Here is a 20,084-nt window from a genome sequence, read left to right as displayed (position 1 = left end):
ATTCATTTTTTGGCATTTTTTTTGACTTATTATCCGTATTAACGATTCATTTATTAAAGGACTTATTATGAGATTTATTATTAGTTTGTTAATTACAGGAATTGTCGTTGCGGCAGCAGCATATCTTGTACCAGGAGCTCAAGTTGCCGGATTTGGTTGGGCAATCTTAACAGGATTAGTCATTGGATTAGTGAATGCAATCGTCGGTGGAATTTTACGACTGTTTACCTTTCCACTGAATTGGTTAACATTCGGTTTAGTTTCGTTCATTATTACGGTGTTGATGATCATGCTAAGCGATAACATTATGGGAAGTAAATTCGACGTCGATGGCTTCTGGACAGCCGTACTATTTGCTATTGTTGTTGCTATAATTGAAATGATCGTTGGGAAAGTTATTGGCAAGAAAGAATAACCGCAAATCCCAACGTGTAAATGCTCTTATCGGAGCCGCTAGCGGCTCCGATAAGAGCATTTACATTGGACATAATCAACTTTTCAAGTTGACCGACGACGTTTATTTCAAAGATAACTAAGCATATTGCTCCACTCCAATGAGGCGCTACATGCTTAGTTTACGGTTTATTTTTTCTTCCTTTTCGGTTTCTTTTTCATTTTATTGACCCAGATTAGCACACCGGTAACAGGCAATGAAGTTGCTACCAGGCAGCCAATAAAATAAAGTAATTTAGAAAACTGTCCATAAATATTACCCAGATGGAGCGCTTTTAACGAGCCTCCTATCCGAGTGCGAAGAGGCTTATCCCGAAAAACATCCGTCTCCAACACCTCGCCCGAATATTGATCTAGGGTTAACTTATCGCCCGCAGCGGGAGCGAAGAAACCGACCCGGTTTTTTGAAACACGAATTGTTCCACTACTATCTGACGCAAAATTAATAGTGATATCCCCATCGTAGGGCAATACTTGGTTTACCGCCGAAACTGTTTCTTTCAGGGATAATGTTTGCTTACCGGGCAGGATTTTCGATACTAATCTCTCTTTATCATTTTGAACCATCTGCTGACTCGGATGTGTACCCCAGGTTTTTTGCCATCCTTCACGATACCAATCGAACGACCAGAATGGACCGGTAATGGCCATCAAAAAAAGGATAATCCAGGTATATAGACCAAGAGTATTGTGGATATCGTGATTGACACGTTTCCAGTTTCCAGACCATTTAATTCGCAGCCCGTTCTTCCATCCACGAAGTTTTTTAGGAAACCAAATGACGATACCTGTCATCACGCCCAGCAAAAATAACAGAGTTGCGGTTCCGGTTATCCACGAACCTAATTTTCTGTTTTCCACACCTTCGAATATCGGCGTCGGAATCTCATTCAACATTAGCCAGCGGTGTAAAGAAAACATTTTCTGCATAAATTTGGCTGTTTTAGTTTTAACCTCTGATGCATCACCGATTAGGTCTCCCGTGTAAGGGTTCACCATCATCTGATTCGACCGGCGCCGGCCGCCTCTTTTTGGGGCTTCTTTGGGCTTCTGGCTCCTCACAATTTTGCCTTCGTCCGTTTTTAGCCCAGCAGCCGCTTGATCACTTTTTTCAACACCGCCCGAACGCCCTCCTGCAATCTCCCCTTGTACTGCTTTATTAAAAAGCACACCAACAGTTGCGGTCTTTGAAAACGGTATATTCACCCCGGTAATCGTGCCCTGAATGCCAGGTGATACAACCGCTAGTAAGGAATCTATCGGTAGGCGCTCTCCGGCAGGTTTCACCGTGTAGTATTTAGGTATCACAGCTTCTCTTATCTCTGTATTGTACACATAAATTGTCCCTGTGATACAAACAATAAAGACCACAATACCAGAGATCAATCCTCCCCAAAGATGTAGGTCATTCAGAAACTTTCGGACCTTGAGCCAATTCGTGTTCTCGCTTGTTCTATTCATTTTTATATCTCTGCTCCACATGAATTCATTCCAGAAATGGCATATTGATGCATCTCTGGAATGAATTTATCGTATATATCGGCCACTATTAATATGCCCCAATATACCGGTTACCAACTTGATTAATTAATTTCGCTCCTTTTTGCGCAGCACCGGTTTTCTTATTAAACACATACAAATACCCTTCGGTATCCTGCGCCGAAACTACCGGAATATACACGAGGTCTCCGTACAAACCTATGTTCTGGTGCTGACCAAAATCCAGTTTTGATTCCACGCCACCAAGATCCATCTTCAACGCTGAATTGGCATTAAGATCAACGCGTGCAATATACCCACCGGTACGTTTTCCATTAACTTGCAAGCTGTAGATCACATAACCGATACCTCCGCCAACATATCTCCATGACTCTATATAGCTATCCGTAACACCTAGTGCCGCGTCCAGGCTAAACACGTAGTTCTCGTCATACTCATTCGTGTTTTTGTCAATACGTAAAATTTTGGAGCCTCCTGTTTTCTCGCCCGAGGTCGCTTGATATACATTTCCGTCGTCACCTAAAAACATCATGCGACTACGGTAGCCGTTTGTGTTTCCAGTCGTTTTCGAAGACGAAATGATTTTCGGATTATCCAAATTAGGGTAATCTACAACGAGCGTCTTGGTCCCATCGCGCGTATCATCGTTCTCCCACTTTGGCTCACCATCGACAATGCTGACTGAATTAGGGTTCACTTTGGATATCCGGCAGCCAATGAACACCTTATCCCCATTCTGGCTAATAACAGGTACATCGATACGTCCGACAGAGTATCCAGCAGCCTCATCTTCAGCAGACAAAGGAAATGGGAATTCGTTGGTTTTTAGAATTTGTGGATTATCCAAATCTAAAGCGACAAGGTTCGCATTTCCGCGTGTATATTTATAAACATAATTCGGAGCACTACCTTCGTAAACCGTTTTACTGCCAATCAAATTTACGGCAATGCCAACACCTTCTTTCGCAATGACCCATCTAGGCGATTGACCGGCGTAAGGTTCGATATCCACCTCATCACCCGTATCTTGGAATTTATTAGCACCCATAACTTGGTACTTATTAAAAATACCGCCGTCATCACCAGTATATTGAATATTATACAAAAATTTACCATCCTGAGATGCTTGCAAGCGCGCTGTACGTTCCGATTTAACCCCCATACCTTGGTTAAGCACATCGATTGTTTTCTCGGGATTAGCTGCATCTTCGGCTGATACGCTATATACCATCGTACCCTCATTACCGTCTGAGATTGCGTCATTGGAAGGGTCGTCTAAAGCTAGTGATATTGTGATCCAACGATCAGCATCCAGGCCTGGCGCTGACGGTCCGTCATTGTCATCCGAACAACTTGTAAATGCAAGACTGGACAAAAAAGCCACGCCTACTGCTCCATTTATTAATTTTGTTTTCATAATATATTTACTAAAATTTACTAATTGTATAATTTAACTTTAGATAAAATGCGCGGCCTGGTTTCTGTACACCAAAATTGTCGTACACTTCGGCATTGAACATATTCTTCGCGTCAAGGCTGACCACTAGCTTACCACTAGGTGGACGATAGCTTACACCGAGATCGTGTATAAACTGCCTAGGCGTTGTGAACCATTCGGATTCTGGCCAGACGGTCCTGAACGGGGCCACATACCCGGTGTTATAATGTAAATTCAGAATGGATTTCTTTTGAATGAAATTATTCACGCGGTACTGCACATTGCCATTCACATTAAAAAACGGCTCATTAGGAATCTGTGCATTATAGAACCTATTCTCGGTACCGTACGGGTTATATCGCTCTTTTAGCAAAGCGTTGAACTTCGAAAGACTGACCATGGCATTTAGCGAGTTACCGTAGGTATAACTTATTTCCGCTTCAAAACCACGAGATTGCGTTTTCCCTAGGTTTACAAATTGCGACATCTCCACCTCGTTTTCACTTAGGTTTTCATTCACCTCCAGCGCAATTTTTTCTTTACCATTACGCCAGAATGCGCTACCGTAAAGCGATATTTTATGTTTGCCAAAGGAAAATCGTCCCAAACGCACGCCGGCATTGATATTTAGATATTCCTCCGGGCGCAGACCAGCATTGCCAACAATGTTTTTCTCGGCGGCGCCATAAAGCTGCTCTTCGGTAGGATTAACAAACGACTGCTCAGTAGAACCAATGAATATGATTTGGGGAAGAATGGTATAGGCGACAGCCAGGCCGTAGCCGACATTGCTATCTTGGTTTTTTGTCTGATTATAGATTATACTCGGCTCCCCATCTATGGTCTGGATAACGGGTCTAACTTGTTTATTATTCAATAGGCTGTATTTACCGAAGACATTCGTTTTTAAACGTTCGTTCAGCGTAATCGCCTCGTAGCTGGCCGAGAGAATATGTTGCGAAACATCAGTAACGGTTTTCAGACGGTCGTCCACTGGGTTCAAAAGATCCTCATCATCGCGGTCGGTTATCTCAAATTTATGATTGACCGATACGCGATGATTCTTGGTAATATTATACGCCAAATTGGTACGTAGATTCGTTATTTTACGGGAAACATCCGTTATTGTCTTTTCCCCTTGTTGGCCCTGCCCTTCCCCACGATGCATTGGGTTTAGGTTATTGTCTAAGCGGATGTTGCCATCCCAGTTATATTGCCACCCCACCGTATCTTGCAAATACGTACCCCGACTACTATGAATACCATTAAAATTTAAAGAGAGCCCCTCGATAAGAAAATTCTCTTTACGATAATTCAACATAAGTACGTTCGCATCATATTCATTGAAACGTCCGACATAGGGACGGCCCATCGTTTGCCCATGCGGAATCTCATTGTGTGTAAAAGAACCATTGTATCCCACAAAAAACTGGTCGGCCCAATTCACATCGGTAAAGCCCAATTCGAAACGGCCTCCAACAGATTTATAACTATCGTTGAATCGCTTGGCTTTATAATAGCGTTCCACCCGGCCGTTAGGCTCGTAAAATTTAGAAAACTTACCCCAGGTCTCGTAACTATTATCCGTATAAGTATAAAAGCCCGAAGCACGCACGGTAAATCCCGTTTTTTGATCACGAAACATTCCACTCAAATCCGTCTGGAAAGTATTAAAAGAACCATAGGAAACCGACGCAGTTAAATTGCTGCGTGAGACATTATTTTTTAACACGACGTTGATGGCTCCTCCGACGTAATCCCCCGAAAGATGCGAAGGAAGCACGCCTTTATATACTTCTATCCGTTCAATCATCGCTGGCGGAATATTATTCAGATTAAAAGATGAGCCGTACGTTGACAGCTCCAGGCCGTCAAGAAAGAGTCCCACCGTACTGCCTGTCATGCCATTAAGATTATATTCAACAGCAGAACCGAGCCCCCCATTCTGTCGAACACGAACTCCTACGGAACGGTCAAGAAGTTCATTTGTCGTTAAATTGCGCAGCGAGGCCTCTTTTGTTTCGATGACAGCCACGGCAAATCCGCTGGTTTCTAATGCCCTTTTTTCAGTCTTTGCCGTGATATTAACCTCCTCAATATCAAGATCACCTTTCTTAAAAACTTCAAAATGAAAAAACCGGTTCGATTTTTCAACTATTATCGGAAACTCTTTAGTCTGTATCTCAACGGAGCTTATCGTAATCACCTGTGTTCCGTAGGGCACTTTTGAAATTTCGAAAGTACCGTCCGATCGCGACATGGTCGCAATTTCGGTACCCTTAACCTTGATTGTAGCGTGGCCGATAGCCGTACCACCCCCTGACTTAACTTCACCCTTTAACCGTGCAAACTGCCCAAAAAGGGGTGAAAAATTTGCCATAAGAAAAAATACAATAAACAGGTACCTCATTTTAGTGTTAATACGTTATCTTTGCTTTTAGAATAAGTCTAAATAAACGCTGCAAAACTAGAATTAATCTAAATAAGAAAATGAAAGGTTTGGAAAATAAAACATCACTTTGCGAAAATCAAGCCGTATTAAGCACCAGTACGGCTTTGTGTACCCTCCGTGCTGGCATGGATTACCTTCTTTTAAATAAAAATGAAACGTTAAAAATAGAAGTCCCATATAATGGCTATATAAATATCCTTCCTTGCCATGCGCAAGAGGAACTGCGGTACCTGCTCGATGGGGAATCCTTCAGTGGACCAAAAGACCAAAATGTCCTGCAACAAATAAAAAATAGGCAAACCTTATATATATCCCAAAAAGAAGCGAGTAGCCCGTATATTATTGCATTTATTCCCCAGCACGCACTAACCGACATGCAGTTAGAAACAAACCGTGAACAGTTCTTTACGGCCGACAACAGTAGAATTAAACTATTAAAAAAACGCGTGATTGAAGTGGAAAACAGCAATAGTGTCTCCAAAAATATCCGAATACAAAGTCTTCTATTGGATTTAATAGCTTTCCAACTTGAACTTATTACCGCAACTGCGGACAGCACACTACACAACAATCTGCTGAAAAAAGTCATCCGAGCACAAATGTTAATCGAACAGGACTTATCGAAAAGCTATACGATTAGTGAACTAGCAAAAGCCGTTGGAACCAATGAACAATACTTGAAGATGCACTTTAAGCGTCACCTGGGAAAAACCATCATGAACTATGTACTCGAAGTGAAGATGCTTTATGCGAAAAGGTTGATATTAACCGGTGATTGTAGAATTGCAGATGTCGCTCAAATGACCGGTTATAAGCATGCGACACATTTTAGCATGAGTTTTAAAAAATATTTCGGCATACTGCCGACCGCTTTACGTAACTCGCTTTACCTCCTACCGTTTAACAGCACGGAAATAGCGCATATCGTGGAGAGACTTTCGCTTGGATAACTCGAAAAAAAAATGCAGCCCGCTAAGGCTGCATAAACTTCTTCAATTACGTCTAATTAATCGAACTTCCACCGGACGAACGCTTCAATAGCTTCGTAATCTGCTAAACCCAATTTATGGTATAATTCGGACGTCTCACTCGTACGATCTTCCGCACGTACCCAGAATTCTCTCGGGTCATCACCCGGGAAAACTGGCACATCCTTCTGTGACTGATGTTTAAATATCGCCAGACGCTTACGCTTCACCTCCTGTGGGGAAAGTGGCACAGCCATTTCGATTTCGTGAATTGGATACTCATGCCAAGCCCCACGGTAAAGCCATAACCAACAGTCTTTCGTCCACTCGTCGGTTTGCGATAAACGTTTTAATGCTTCAAAGAGAATATCAAAGCATACGCGGTGTGTTCCATGTGGATCCGCGAAATCGCCCGCCGCGAAAACTTGATGCGGCTGCACCTGACGAAGCAGTTCCATAGTCAGCTGAATATCGTCCTCGTAGGAAATATCCTTGGAAAACTTTCCTCTATCGTAAAAAGGCAAATCTTGGAAATGTATATTATCGTCCGGCAAGCCCACAAATCGCGCGCCCGAAATGGCTTCACCTTTACGAATAAGTGCTTTGATCGAGCGAATAATTTCTGGATCTACCTGATTCGGTTGCTTATCGGCAAAAAAAGCGCGCGCCTCGTCATAGATATTTCTTGTTACGCCCTTGTCATCGTCAATGGCTACGGCGAAATCCTGAACAAATTCCAAATACCGCAATACATCTTCATCCCATACAGCCGTATTACCTGAGGTTTGATAGGCCACGTGAACATTATGACCTTGATCTGCTAAGCGGATAAATGTTCCGCCCATGGAGATCACATCATCATCCGGATGTGGTGAAAATAGGATAACATTCTTTTTCGCTGGTTCAGCACGCTCCGGCCGGCTTGAATCGTCTACGCCCGGCTTTCCTCCTGGCCAACCGGTGATGGTGCGCTGCAAATCATTAAAAATCTTTATATTGATGCTATATGCGGTACCTTTTTCTGCGACGAGTTGCGCCATGCCATTATTATTATAATCGTCATCGGTAAGCTTCAAAATCGCTTTATCCAGCTTTAACGAGAGCCACACAACAGCTTTCTTAATTAACGAGTCAGTCCATACAACTTCATGCGCTAGCCAGGGAAGGTCAAAACGCGTGAGCTGCGATGCAGCATCTTTATCTAGTATAAATTCAACAGAGTCTGAAAGTTGAAGATACGTTGCCGGAATATCGGGCGACATTTCACCCTCAACAGCTTTCTTTACGATCCCCGCCTTCTTCTCATTCCAAGCCATTAAGATAATTTCCTTCGCCTTGAAAATCGTTCCAACCCCCATCGTAATGGCTTTAGTCGGCACATTTTCTTTACCTCCGAAGTCACGCGAAGCATCGCGCCGTGTAAGATCATCTAAAATAACCATACGCGTACCAGAGTTTGGCGCTGAACCCGGCTCGTTAAATCCGATGTGACCTGTACGTCCGATACCTAAAATCTGTACGTCTATACCGCCATAACTGGATATTTTTTGCTCGTAGGCCTCACAAAATGCCTGCACGGCGTCTTCCGTGAGCGTTCCATCTGGAATATTGATATTTTCTTTCGGGATATCAATAAAATCGAACAAACTCTTGTTCATAAATGACACATAACTTTGGTCTGCGTCAGGTCTCATTGGATAATACTCATCCAAGTTAAAAGTCACCACGTTCTTAAAGCTTAGCCCTTCTTGCTGGTGAAGGCGAACTAACTCTTTATAAATTTTTACCGGCGTCGCACCAGTAGCCAGCCCTAGGACTGCCGTCTCGCCCTTAGCTTGTTTCGCACGGATAATCGTAGCGATCCGTTTTGCTACATCTAACGAAGCCTCATTTTGAGTAGGGTATACCTTTACCGGCACGCGCTCAAAGCGTGTTTCCTCTAATAAATTTAATCTTGCCATTAATAAGGAATATTTTAAGTGTTAACAACCTGAGTAACAAATTTAAAAATAAAACCCTTCTAAAAGGAAAAAAACAGGCAAAATCACGCAAAAAAATGCAAAAACTGCGTCGCAATCGGTTGATCTTACACCTTTTTCAATATATTAATCGCGGCAGTGAGCATCGGCTGATCTTTTGCAAAACAAAGTCGTAACATTTTCTGATCTAGCCCATTACTGTAAAAAGCCGACACCGGAATGCTCGCTAGACGGTATTCGGTGGTCAACATACGTGCAAAATCAATATCCGACGATTCGCTCACCAGACTGTAGTCGATCAGCAGGAAATAGGTCCCTCGGCTTGGCAGCACTTTAAAACGTGTCTCCTGCAGCCCGGCTGTGAGGAAATCTCTTTTTTGTTGAAAAAATTTGGACAGTTGCAGGTAATGGTTCGGGTCTTTCAAGTAGTCCGCAATTGCGAGTTGCATCGGCGTGTTAGCGCTAAAAACATTAAATTGGTGAACTTTGCGAAACTCATTAGTCAACTGCGGCGGGGCGACGACATAGCCCAGCTTCCAGCCTGTGGTGTGTAATAGTTTCCCGAATGAGGCGACCACAAAACTTCGCGCGCGAAGCACCGACCAGGCAAGCACCGATTGATGTACATGTTGCTCAAAAATCAAATGTTCATAAACTTCATCGCTAAGAATCATAATGGAGCTGTCCCGAACCAATTTTTCGAGTTGCAGTAAATCGCTCCCCGCTAGAACCTTGGTTGATGGGTTATTCGGGTTATTAATAATAATCAAGCGCGTGCGACTAGAAACCTTGGCGCGCACTTGCTCCCAGTCAATCTTAAAGTCGGGTCCAGTGAGCCGTACGGGAACAACCTTTCCTTTAAAAAGTTCAACCGTAGGAGCATAACAGTCGTACGCAGGTTCAAAGATGATCACCTCGTCACCCGCGCGGACGGTCGTGGCAATCACCGTAAATATCGCTTGGGTAGCTCCCGCGGTTATCGTAATTTCCGCACCTGGGTCTACACTGGCTCCATATAAGTGCTCGATCTTCTTCGCTAATACGGCGAGTAACGCGGGTACCCCCGCCATTGGCGCATACTGATTTGCGCCCGCGCGCATATAATAATCAACAAGTTCGATAAGGGTTGGGTCGACCGGGAAGCTAGGAAACCCTTGGGACAAATTAATTGCTTTGTGCTGTACTGCTAGTGCAGACATCTGCGAAAATATACTTGTCGCGCTACGGGGGAGTTTAGAGTTGAAAAATTCGGATTGCATATTAATTGTCATTTTCAAAAATGAATTCTCGACTAATTTAATAGAATTTTTATCTTTGATCCTATATAATAGTAAAAAAACAATGAGACGATTCCTTCTTACACTCCTGATAGCGATTCCGAGTTTCATCTTTGCACAAACAAAGCAGGAACTTATCGCACAAGTAAAACAAAATCCAAGCAGCATTGAAACATTAAAAACGATTCAACGCGTTGGAGGTTACGAGCCCGATCATATAGAATTACGCACCCTATTTAAGAGCCTAGACCGCGATGTACGAAAGTCAAAACAGGGCAAAGCGTTCGAATTTTACCTCAAACGGCTCGAAAATGCTTCGGTCGGTAAAAAAGCCCCTGGAATTACGCAATTAACCCCCGAAGGTGAACCTCTCTCGCTCTCTGAGTTACGCGGTAAATATGTACTGATTGACTTCTGGGCGGCATGGTGCCCCGATTGTCGTCGCGAAAATCCAGCACTTGTAAAAACATATGCCGAATTTAGTGGAAAAAACTTCGAGATATTAGGCGTTTCCTTCGATAGAAAGCATGAAGATTGGGTGAAAGCAATTGAGAAAGACAAGCTTACCTGGAAACATGTTTCCGATCTGCAGAGCTGGCAAAATGCGGCTGGGACAATCTATGGTGTACGCTCGATTCCGCAAAACGTTTTGGTTGACCCTGAAGGAATTATTGTTGCACGCAACCTCCACGGAGAGGATTTAAATAATAAGCTACGCGAACTTCTAAAATAAATGAAGCCTTACCTCGCAAGCCTTCCTCACCGAGGTGAACGGCACACGAAACGTCTCCTTTATCTTAATTTAGCCGAATAGAGCGGTAAAAAGATCTTCCAATGTCGCCATTGGCCGAATTGCTATGCTGTACTTCTTGATTTCCAAACCCTTGGTATTGTACTTGGATATAAAAATCCCTTCGAAACCTAATTTTTCAGCTTCAGCAATACGCTGTTCAATACGATTAACGGCACGTATTTCACCCGACAAACCAACCTCACCCGCAAAAGCAACTTGAGCTGGTAACGGGATATCCTGCTGGGAAGATATGAGTGCAGCGATAACCGCTAAATCGATCGCTGGATCCTCCACACGTATGCCGCCAGCAATATTTAAGAACACGTCCTGCATACTTAGACGAAATCCAAATCTTTTTTCTAAAACAGCCAGCAGCATACTCAAGCGTTTTGTATCAAAACCTGTTGAAGTCCGTTGCGGCGTGCCAAAGGCCGAATTACTCACTAGCGCCTGCACTTCGATCATCATAGGTCGCACCCCCTCGAGCATGGCGGCGATAGCCACCCCTCCTACAGGTTTTTCGCGCTGGGAGAGCATAATTTCCGACGGATTGGAAACCTCCCGTAAACCGGACCCCTGCATTTCATAAATTCCCAGCTCGGCGGAAGATCCAAACCGATTTTTAACAGCACGCAAAATGCGGTACACGTGATGCCGATCTCCTTCGAACTGCAATACTGTATCGACCATATGTTCGAGCACCTTAGGTCCTGCAATTGAACCGTCCTTAGTGATATGCCCCACAATAAATACCGGTGTACTGGTTTCTTTTGCAAAACGTAGTAACTCGGCGGTACATTCACGAACCTGCGAGACCGACCCTGGAGCCGATTCTATCTGGGAGGAATGCAGCGTTTGTATCGAGTCGATAACGATAATATCAGGCTGTACCGTTTCAATCTGTTTAAAGATGTTCTGTGTGGAAGTTTCTGTTAATATATAACAATTCGCAGTCGAGTTTTGAACCAGCCGCTCGGCGCGCATCTTAATCTGCTGCTCACTCTCCTCGCCAGAAATATAAAGTGTTTTAACTTTCGGAATCCCCAAGGCTACTTGTAACATCAATGTCGATTTACCGATTCCCGGCTCACCACCAATGAGTACTAGAGACCCGGGAACGATCCCCCCTCCAAGTACGCGGTTGAACTCTTTATCTGGCGTGGCTAATCGCTGTTCATCCTGGTAAACGATTTCGTTGATGATCGCAGCTTTATTTGTGCGCCGCGAGGAGTTTGCCGTATTGACACTTCGCCACTCAGGCACTTTAGAACTCGCTTTCTCAACGACTTCCTCCACGAAAACATTCCATTGTTTACAAGAAGGGCATTGCCCCAACCACTTGGGCGACTCATACCCACAATTTTGACAGAAATAAGTAGATTTCGATTTGGCCATTGTACGAAAATAGAAAAAAATAACGGCTCGTGCACGGTTTTAAGCAAAATACCGCGGATACGTATTCCGTACGTTATTGCTGCTCATTCTGTTCGAGGATACGTAAAAAATTTAACCCCATGATCTTCGAAACGTCCTCCTTGGTGTACCCTCGCTCCAATAGTGCGGCCGTCAAAACAGGGAATTTCGACACATCTTCCAAGCCTTGGGGAGAAGACTCAATACCATCAAAATCTGAACCTACTGCAACATGGTCGACGCCTACTTTTATTACCAAGTAATCGATATGGTCAAGTAGCAAACTCAGCGGTGCATCCGCTTTACGTTTTAAAGAGGCAGGCAGTTTATCGTACTGGGAGGACGACGATAACTTATAATTTCCTTTGTCACCAAAATGCTTTCGATAAATACTTTTCACGCGGCTTTCATAGGCTGGATCCAGAAACCCAGAATAGAAGTTCACACCCACAACGCCCCCATTTTTCTTGAGCGCTTCCAGCTGATCATCCTTCAGGTTTCTGTACTGCGGCATCAAGCTGTAAGCATTGCTGTGGGAAACCAATACCGGCTTTGTGCTCAAAGCCATAACGTCGTAAAAGGTTTTCTCTCCACTATGAGAAAGGTCGATCATCATACCCAGCTCGTTCATTTTGCGGATAATTGCTCTCCCTTTCTCGGTAAGCCCCTTCCCTTTCTCGCTCTTGGTTTTCACCTCCTCCGCAGCCGCTGTAGCCCAGGAAAGATTATAGTTCCACGTTAGAGTCAGATACCGTGCGCCGCGATCGTACAAGCTTTCTAAATTCTCGATCGATTCTTCAATCATATTCCCCCCCTCAACACCGATGATCGCTGCAATCTTGCCCTGCTTAACGATTTCCCGGATCGATGCGCTATTCTTGGCGATCACAAGCTGATCGGGGTAGCGTGACGCAGTCTGTTCCAGCAAGTCTATTTGATGATTGGCGTGTTTAAACGCTTTACCTTTTCCAAATTTCTTATCGTCCGACCAAACCGCGAACACCTGCACATCTACACCCCCGGCGCGCAACCGAGGAATATCGGTATGTCCTACCGGCAATTTCTTTCCTAGATCACGCCCCTCTAATAAAGACGCATAGATTACGTCGTTATGTCCGTCGACAACGATCATCTGCTGATGAAAAGATTCTGACGATTGTGCCAAAGCACTTTCTACACATACCAGCGCCATCAGAATACTACCGAAAGCTATAGCCTGATTACTTCGACTTATTAATCGTTTCATAAATAACGTCTTGTATGCGGCTTCTAATGTTCATATCATATATGTTTGATGTCACTTGAGGATGCACGCGATTAGATAAAAATATGTAGGTTAACTGATTCTGTGGGTCGATCCATATGCACGTTCCGGTATATCCAGTGTGGCCATAAACAGACTCGCCTGCCAGTAACGAAGGGTATTCTTTGGCAGGATCCGGGTCTTTCCGATCAAAGCCAAGTCCTCGTCGGCTGGTTTCAGACTGCTTGGAGGTAAACATATCGACCGTTTCGGGTTTAAAATACTGGACTCCGCCATAGGTCCCCCTATTTAACAACAATTGCGCGTAGATGGCGAGGTCATTCGCCGAAGCGAAAACCCCTGCATGTCCAGCCACACCACCAGCCATGGCAGCACCTTGATCATGGACAAACCCCTGCAGGAGCACTTTCCGGAACGATGTATCGTTTTCCGTGGGCACCATGCGCTCCTTAGCAAATCGTTCTCTAGGATTATAGCCAGCAGTCTTCATTCCGATGGGCTGATAAAGCAGTTTCTGTATATAATCCTGCATGGGCACGGCAGTAATATGCTCCGAAACCTCCTTCATGACGTACATACTGATATCACTATACACATAATTACCGATTGGCTTTACATCCGAAGCGAGCATCTGCGGCCACATCACATCACGGTAGTAGTTATTGCGTAGATATGCCCCATCAGCAAGTTGTACTTGGTGGCCGCTGTCGGCTTGAGAGACAACATCTCCGGGCTCGAGGTAGCGATAAAATGGTATAAAGGGTGTAAATCCTGCTTCGTGCAGTAGCACACTTCGTAGCGGGATATCTTTTTTATTCGTTTGTTTCGCTTGCCACAGGTAGTATCCCATCGTGCTGTCCAGATCGATTGCGTGGGTCTCCTGCAAATGCATGACTACGGGTGTTGTGCCAACAATTTTACTAATTGATGCCATATCAAATATATCGGATTTCTTTGTAGGCACTATCCCTCGATATGTATGTGCACCATAACCTTTTTCAAAGATGACTTGACCGTCTTTAACGACCATGACCACCATCCCCGGGGCCCCACGTCCCTTGATTCCCTCAGCAGTTATGGCATCTATTTTCGTTGTCATCCCAGCAATATCAATACCGGCATCTTCGCCTAAGGTGTACTGCAAGCGCGTTTGTTCTGTCTTATTGGGTCCCTGCGTAACGGCGAGTCCACCAAAGATCGACATCGCTACATTACGCTGAGCCGAGACACTAAAACTGGGATAAGTAACCTCCGTATAATTCGAAAAAGATTGTCCGTCCGGCCAAATATTATTTACCGAGTTATCCTCAAAACGGACAAGAATTAATTGCTTATTGTTAACGAGCGACTGACGGACTTTGAGCATAAAATCAGAACGCAAATCCGCTGCTGTTCCGGCTATTATTACGGTATTAAAATATTTAGTTTCGTCATCGTAATGCGCAAAATCGCCATTATGTACGTCCGCATATCGGCTTAATGTTTCGATGAACTCTCTATATTTCTGTGTCGAGGGAGTGATGACAACGATCTTTTCTTCATCCAGTCGCGTAAATGGAATGATTGCTCCGTTTTGTTTTAAGATTTTAGTCTCATTTTGTATCGTTTGCTTATACTGTGCGTAGCTGCCCGATATACCCAGCGAACAAAGGCTAAATAAAACAAGAATAAAAACGCGGGGATTTACTGTCATGGTGAATAAATATAGAAAGGTTTTAATTATGATTAAGTATTTCGACACTAAAATTAGAAAAAAGCGCAACAAAACGCAACGTTTTAAAAATTTTTAACAGTCGGCCTTTTCCACTGGGATAAGCCTGAGATACATAACCACCCCTCGAATACCGGAGCCTTCAGTACTCCATCAAAAACGGCTTGTTGAAATCACGATTAAATTCCCCGTGAGTTTAGGCATAGAAGAACATCAACTTAACACTACGCTAGGGAACACGGGCACAATATCGAAGAATTATTGTAAATTTGACTTATGCCCGAAACAATAGAAAATAAAACTATTTTCTCGCTATTAGAAGTCTCGCGAAGCGTCCAAAAAACGATTGCCGAACGCTATAAAAGTCTGTATTGGATTAAGGCAGAAATGAACAAGCTAAACTTATACAACCACTCTGGACATTGCTACCCAGAGCTTGTGGAGAAAAAAGACGGAAAGATAGTCGCCGAAATGCGGTCCGTGCTCTGGAAAATGGACTTCCAACGAATTAATAAACAGTTTAAAGAGGTGTTGAACGAACCGCTACGCGATGGCATCACCATACTTTTCCAAGCAGCGTTAAGCTATGACCCCCTATTTGGATTCAGCCTGAAAATCATTGATATCGATCCCACATTTGTTCTGGGTGAGCTTGAAAAAGAAAAGCGTGAGAGCATAGCCAAACTACAAAAGGAAGGCATTTACGATGCGAATAAAAAGCGTCCGTTCCCACAGGTGCCCAAACGGCTGGCCCTAATATCCGTAGAAACAAGCAAAGGGTTTTCTGATTTTTTCCAAATACTTAAAAATAACCCGTGGGGGTATAAGTTCGAGAGCACGCTTTACCCCGCGCTACTACAAGGTGACAAATCGATACCCTCAATTATCAAGCAGCTTGTGGTGATTGCTGAAAATATAGAAAAATATGACGTAGTCGCTATTATTCGAGGCGGTGGCGGTGAAGTCGGACTATCCTCGTACAACAATTATTTACTCGCTAAAGCCATTGCCACTTTCCCTATCCCGGTGATAACTGGAATAGGCCACTCCACCAATCTCACCGTCAGCGAGATGGTCGCCTACAAAAGTGCTATCACGCCGAGTGAGCTCGCGGACTTCTTGATTCAGAAATTTCACCAGTTCGCGCTCCCTATTGAGGAGTCGCAGCGTCGCATATTACTGGCGACCAGGGCCTATTTTGCGCAGGAAAAACAGCAACTCTCCGGTATCTCGCAAGCTATAACCTGGAGCAGTAAAACCGCCTTAACACATGCAGAGAACAAACTGAACACGCTGAGCAGTGGACTCACATCATATAGCCGTCAAACAATAAAAAATACGAAAGTAGATTTGAAAAATCTCGAAAGGCTGTTACAGATGGCTGATCCCAAACAGCTCCTAAGACGAGGCTTTAGCATTACTCGCGTGAACGGAAAAGCAGTAACAAACATCGAAAGGATATCACCTGGCGACCAAATTGAAACGACACTGTTTCAGGGAACGTTGCACAGTCAAGTTATCAAAAAATAACATATTATGGACAAAAACTACACGTACAGCCAAGCTTTAGAAGAATTACAGTTAATCGTAGATGAAATTGAATCGGGAAAGACGGATATCGACGAGCTTACCACAAAAATTCGTCGAGCAGCATCCTTAATTAATGTTTGCAAAGCAAAGTTATCATCTTCCGAGCAGGAGGTGGAAAAGCTCCTCGAAGAGCTCGAAGAAGATGAACAGGAACCAAGTGAAGATTAGATATAAGCTAAAACATTTCTAAAACTTAAGAGTAGTAACAATTGCCATTAGGCTCCGAATATTACTCTTAATATTTATCGTTTCTGCAAACAATAAATATAGGTATCCGTGGCTAATCCGTGGCATAGATTACAAAGAAAACCAAATTGATATCTCTTTCTTTCGAGCGAAACCACCGGAACAAAAAATAGTCCTAGTTCCGCGCTTACCTACTGTAGGTTATGTTTAACTAAAATCAGTACCTTTGTTAGTCATGTCAAAAAAATCTGAACAAAACGCGAAATCATATATCCAAATAAAGGGCGCCCGAGTAAATAACTTAAAAAATATTGACGTCGATATCCCTAAAAACAAACTTGTGGTAATCACCGGAATGTCAGGGTCAGGGAAATCCTCTCTTGCTTTTGACACGCTTTATGCAGAGGGGCAACGCCGGTACGTGGAGAGTCTGTCATCGTACGCACGACAGTTCATGGGCCGCATGAATAAACCTGAAGTTGACTACATCAAAGGTATTGCTCCTGCAATCGCTATCGAGCAGAAAGTGATAACCGCCAACCCACGATCTACAGTAGGTACTTCAACGGAGATTTACGATTATTTAAAACTTCTGTATGCACGGATCGGGAAAACCATATCGCCTATCTCTGGGAAGCAAGTGACCAAAGATACAGTCTCTTCCATCACGCAAGAGATCACCGCTAGCCCGCAAGAGACCACCGTAACAATTTACACCGAGCTACTTCCCACAAACGAACGTAAGCTAAAAGAAGAACTATCAATTCTTATGCAAAAGGGATTCGTGCGTGTCAATTACCGCGGTAAAATCCAAAAGGTCGAATCCATCATTGAGGACAGCAGCATAAAAAACAGCAATTTTAAGCTTGGCGATATTCAGATAGTTGTCGACCGGATTGTATTAGATGGTCAGGAGGAAACCGCAAGCAGGATTGCCGACTCTCTACAGACGGCATTTTTTGAAGGAAAGGGCAGCTGCCACGTCGATATTAATGGAGAGGTCAAGTACTACTCCGATAAATTTGAACTCGATGGCATCACCTTCGAGGAACCCACCCCCAATTTCTTTAGTTTCAACAACCCCTATGGGGCATGTAGAAAATGTGAAGGCTACGGTAAAGTGATCGGCATCGATCCAGACCTCGTTGTACCCGATAAAAGTAAATCCGTATATGACGGAGCTATCGCACCCTGGCGCGGAGAGAAAATGGGCGAGTGGCTTAATAAGCTTGTAAAAAGTGCCTTAAAATTTGATTTCCCTATCCACCGGTCCTATAGTGATCTTACCGCCAAACAGCAAGAATTATTATGGACCGGAAATAAACATTTTGATGGCCTAAATAAATTCTTTGAGGACCTCGAACAGCAGTCTTATAAAATTCAATACCGCGTAATGCTTTCTCGCTACCGCGGTAAAACAGATTGTCCGGAATGTAAGGGCTCGCGGTTGCGAGCAGATGCTTCCTACGTAAAAGTTGGCGGCAAGTCTATCATCGAAATTGTGCTTCTACCACTCGATGAGGCGTTAATATTTTTCGAGAAATTATCTTTAGAGCCGTACGAAATGACGATTGCTAAGCGGTTACTTGCTGAAATTACCAGCCGTATCGAGTTTTTGTGTGAAGTCGGGCTAAGCTATCTGACACTAAACAGGTTAAGCAACTCGCTTTCCGGCGGAGAATCGCAACGTATAAATCTAGCCACCTCCTTAGGGAGTTCACTGGTCGGTTCTATTTACGTGCTGGACGAGCCGAGCATCGGCTTACACCCGCGCGACACCCAGCGGTTAATCGGTGTGTTAAAGTCCCTTCGTCAAATAGGAAACACCGTCATCGTCGTTGAGCACGAACAAGAAATGATGGAGGCTGCCGATTATCTAATTGACATCGGCCCTGAAGCCGGCATCAATGGCGGTAACCTTGTCTTTGCGGGCACCTACGATGAAATTATCAAAGACCCAAACAGCTTGACGGGTAAATACCTCAACGGGCAGCTGCAAATTCCGGTTCCTACGAGTAGGCGAAAATGGTCGGACTCCATTACCATTAAAGGTGCCAGAGAAAATAACTTGAAAGGAATCGATGTTACCTTCCCCCTCCATACCTTTACCGTCGTAACAGGCGTTTCAGGCTCAGGGAAAACGTCACTAGTAAAACGGATCCTTTACCCAGCTTTACAAAAAGCAACCGAAAATTACTCGGGCGAGCAAACGGGCCTTTTTGATGAATTAGTAGGCGACACCGACACCATCGAGCAAATCGAGATGATTGACCAAAATCCTATCGGTCGATCATCACGCTCCAACCCTGTAACCTACGTCAAAGGTTGGGACGAGATACGTGCGTTGTATGCCGCATTGCCCGCAGCAAAGACGGCAGGGTTAAAACCTTCTGCCTTTTCGTTTAATGTAGAAGGCGGCCGATGCGATGTCTGCCAAGGTGATGGAGAGGTGAAAATAGAAATGCAATTCATGGCCGATATAATCCTTCCGTGCGAGGCTTGTGAGGGTAAGCGCTTCAAGCAGCACGTGCTCGAGGTTACTTATAAAGATAAATCCGTTTCACAAGTACTAGACCTGAGTGTGGATGAGGCGATAACATTTTTTAGCGATCTACCCAAAATAACAGCCAAACTACAACCGTTACAAGATGTAGGCCTTGGTTATGTAAAATTAGGACAACCCTCAAGCACCCTTTCCGGAGGCGAAGCGCAACGTATCAAGCTGGCGTCTTTCCTAATCAAAGGGAATAATAACAAGAAGACTCTCTTCATATTTGACGAGCCGACCACTGGCCTCCATTTCCATGATATCCATAAGCTTCTGAACGCTTTTGATGCATTAATTGCCCTAGGAAACAGCATTCTAGTCATCGAGCATAACATGGAGATGATAAAAACCGCAGATTGGGTTATCGATATTGGTCCCGAAGGGGGGAACAAAGGTGGGCAGCTTGTCTTTGAAGGCACACCAGAGAACTTAGCAAACTGTAACGAATCTTATACAGGGAAATTTCTAAAAAATCATTTACTTTTAACCCCTAAATCAAAACACAACTAACA

General features: G+C 44.0%; 14 protein-coding genes. 6 read left to right on the top strand and 8 right to left on the bottom strand.

The genetic code is table 11. From position 1 onward, the window contains the following. Nucleotides 1-67 precede the first annotated feature (67 nt). Entirely contained in the window at nt 68-415 is a 348-nt protein-coding gene (locus FM107_RS10875; RefSeq protein ID WP_086948540.1) for a phage holin family protein, read from the top strand. Between the two features lie 167 nt (nt 416-582). Here the strand turns inward: FM107_RS10875 and FM107_RS10870 are convergent, their stop codons facing one another. The 3 genes from FM107_RS10870 to FM107_RS10860 form a co-directional block, all read right to left on the bottom strand. Further along, nucleotides 583-1,914, bottom strand: coding sequence for a PepSY domain-containing protein (locus tag FM107_RS10870; RefSeq protein ID WP_086948539.1), 1,332 nt, complete (start codon nt 1,912-1,914; stop codon nt 583-585). 88 nt (nt 1,915-2,002) lie between these two features. Continuing rightward, entirely contained in the window at nt 2,003-3,370 is a 1,368-nt protein-coding gene (locus FM107_RS10865) for a hypothetical protein (protein WP_086948538.1), read from the bottom strand. Between the two features lie 10 nt (nt 3,371-3,380). Beyond that, complete coding sequence (locus FM107_RS10860) at nt 3,381-5,771, bottom strand: TonB-dependent receptor plug domain-containing protein (RefSeq protein ID WP_218778963.1); 2,391 nt, start codon at nt 5,769-5,771, stop codon at nt 3,381-3,383. Between the two features lie 119 nt (nt 5,772-5,890). Between FM107_RS10860 and FM107_RS10855 the strand changes: the two genes are divergently transcribed. Beyond that, a complete protein-coding gene (locus tag FM107_RS10855; protein WP_218778962.1) occupies nt 5,891-6,793 on the top strand; it encodes an AraC family transcriptional regulator in 903 nt (300 codons plus the stop codon). A gap of 56 nt (nt 6,794-6,849) precedes the next feature. Here FM107_RS10855 and nagB read toward each other — a convergent pair whose 3' ends face one another. After that, complete coding sequence (gene nagB, locus FM107_RS10850; RefSeq protein WP_086948535.1) at nt 6,850-8,772, bottom strand: glucosamine-6-phosphate deaminase; 1,923 nt, start codon at nt 8,770-8,772, stop codon at nt 6,850-6,852. Nucleotides 8,773-8,897: 125 nt separating this feature from the next. Continuing rightward, nucleotides 8,898-10,049 (bottom strand): methionine aminotransferase, encoded by a 1,152-nt coding sequence (locus tag FM107_RS10845; RefSeq protein ID WP_086948571.1) that lies wholly within the window; start codon nt 10,047-10,049, stop codon nt 8,898-8,900. Nucleotides 10,050-10,131: 82 nt separating this feature from the next. Between FM107_RS10845 and FM107_RS10840 the strand changes: the two genes are divergently transcribed. Next, entirely contained in the window at nt 10,132-10,800 is a 669-nt protein-coding gene (locus tag FM107_RS10840; RefSeq protein WP_086948534.1) for a peroxiredoxin, read from the top strand. A gap of 69 nt (nt 10,801-10,869) precedes the next feature. Here the strand turns inward: FM107_RS10840 and radA are convergent, their stop codons facing one another. From radA to FM107_RS10825, 3 genes are all read right to left on the bottom strand, one after another. Beyond that, complete coding sequence (gene radA / locus FM107_RS10835) at nt 10,870-12,255, bottom strand: DNA repair protein RadA (RefSeq protein ID WP_086948533.1); 1,386 nt, start codon at nt 12,253-12,255, stop codon at nt 10,870-10,872. A 73-nt stretch (nt 12,256-12,328) separates the two neighbouring features. Then, entirely contained in the window at nt 12,329-13,519 is a 1,191-nt protein-coding gene (locus FM107_RS10830) for a dipeptidase (RefSeq protein WP_256959468.1), read from the bottom strand. After that, nucleotides 13,494-15,230 carry a serine hydrolase gene (locus tag FM107_RS10825; RefSeq protein WP_086948532.1) on the bottom strand — a complete coding sequence of 579 codons (1,737 nt, stop codon included), beginning with the start codon at nt 15,228-15,230 and terminating at the stop codon, nt 13,494-13,496. Before FM107_RS10825 ends, FM107_RS10830 begins: the two co-directional genes overlap by 26 nt. A 294-nt stretch (nt 15,231-15,524) precedes the next feature. On the opposite strand from FM107_RS10825, the gene xseA reads away from it, so the two are divergent. The 3 genes from xseA to uvrA all read left to right on the top strand — a co-directional run bounded on the left by xseA (nt 15,525) and on the right by uvrA (nt 20,082). Beyond that, on the top strand, nt 15,525-16,778 hold the full coding sequence (xseA, locus tag FM107_RS10820; protein WP_086948531.1) for an exodeoxyribonuclease VII large subunit: 1,254 nt from the start codon (nt 15,525-15,527) through the stop codon (nt 16,776-16,778). Between the two features lie 6 nt (nt 16,779-16,784). Further along, the gene (gene xseB, locus FM107_RS10815) at nt 16,785-17,006 is read left to right on the top strand and encodes an exodeoxyribonuclease VII small subunit (RefSeq protein ID WP_086948530.1); all 222 of its coding nucleotides are present in this window, start codon (nt 16,785-16,787) and stop codon (nt 17,004-17,006) included. 253 nt (nt 17,007-17,259) lie between these two features. Beyond that, complete coding sequence (gene uvrA / locus FM107_RS10810) at nt 17,260-20,082, top strand: excinuclease ABC subunit UvrA (RefSeq protein WP_086948529.1); 2,823 nt, start codon at nt 17,260-17,262, stop codon at nt 20,080-20,082. Nucleotides 20,083-20,084: the final 2 nt, after the last annotated feature.

The sequence above is a fragment of the Sphingobacterium sp. JB170 genome (genome assembly GCF_900163865.1).
Classification (GTDB): domain Bacteria; phylum Bacteroidota; class Bacteroidia; order Sphingobacteriales; family Sphingobacteriaceae; genus Sphingobacterium.
Note: the sequence above shows the minus strand (reverse complement) of the source record. Positions and strands in the feature narration are given on the sequence as shown.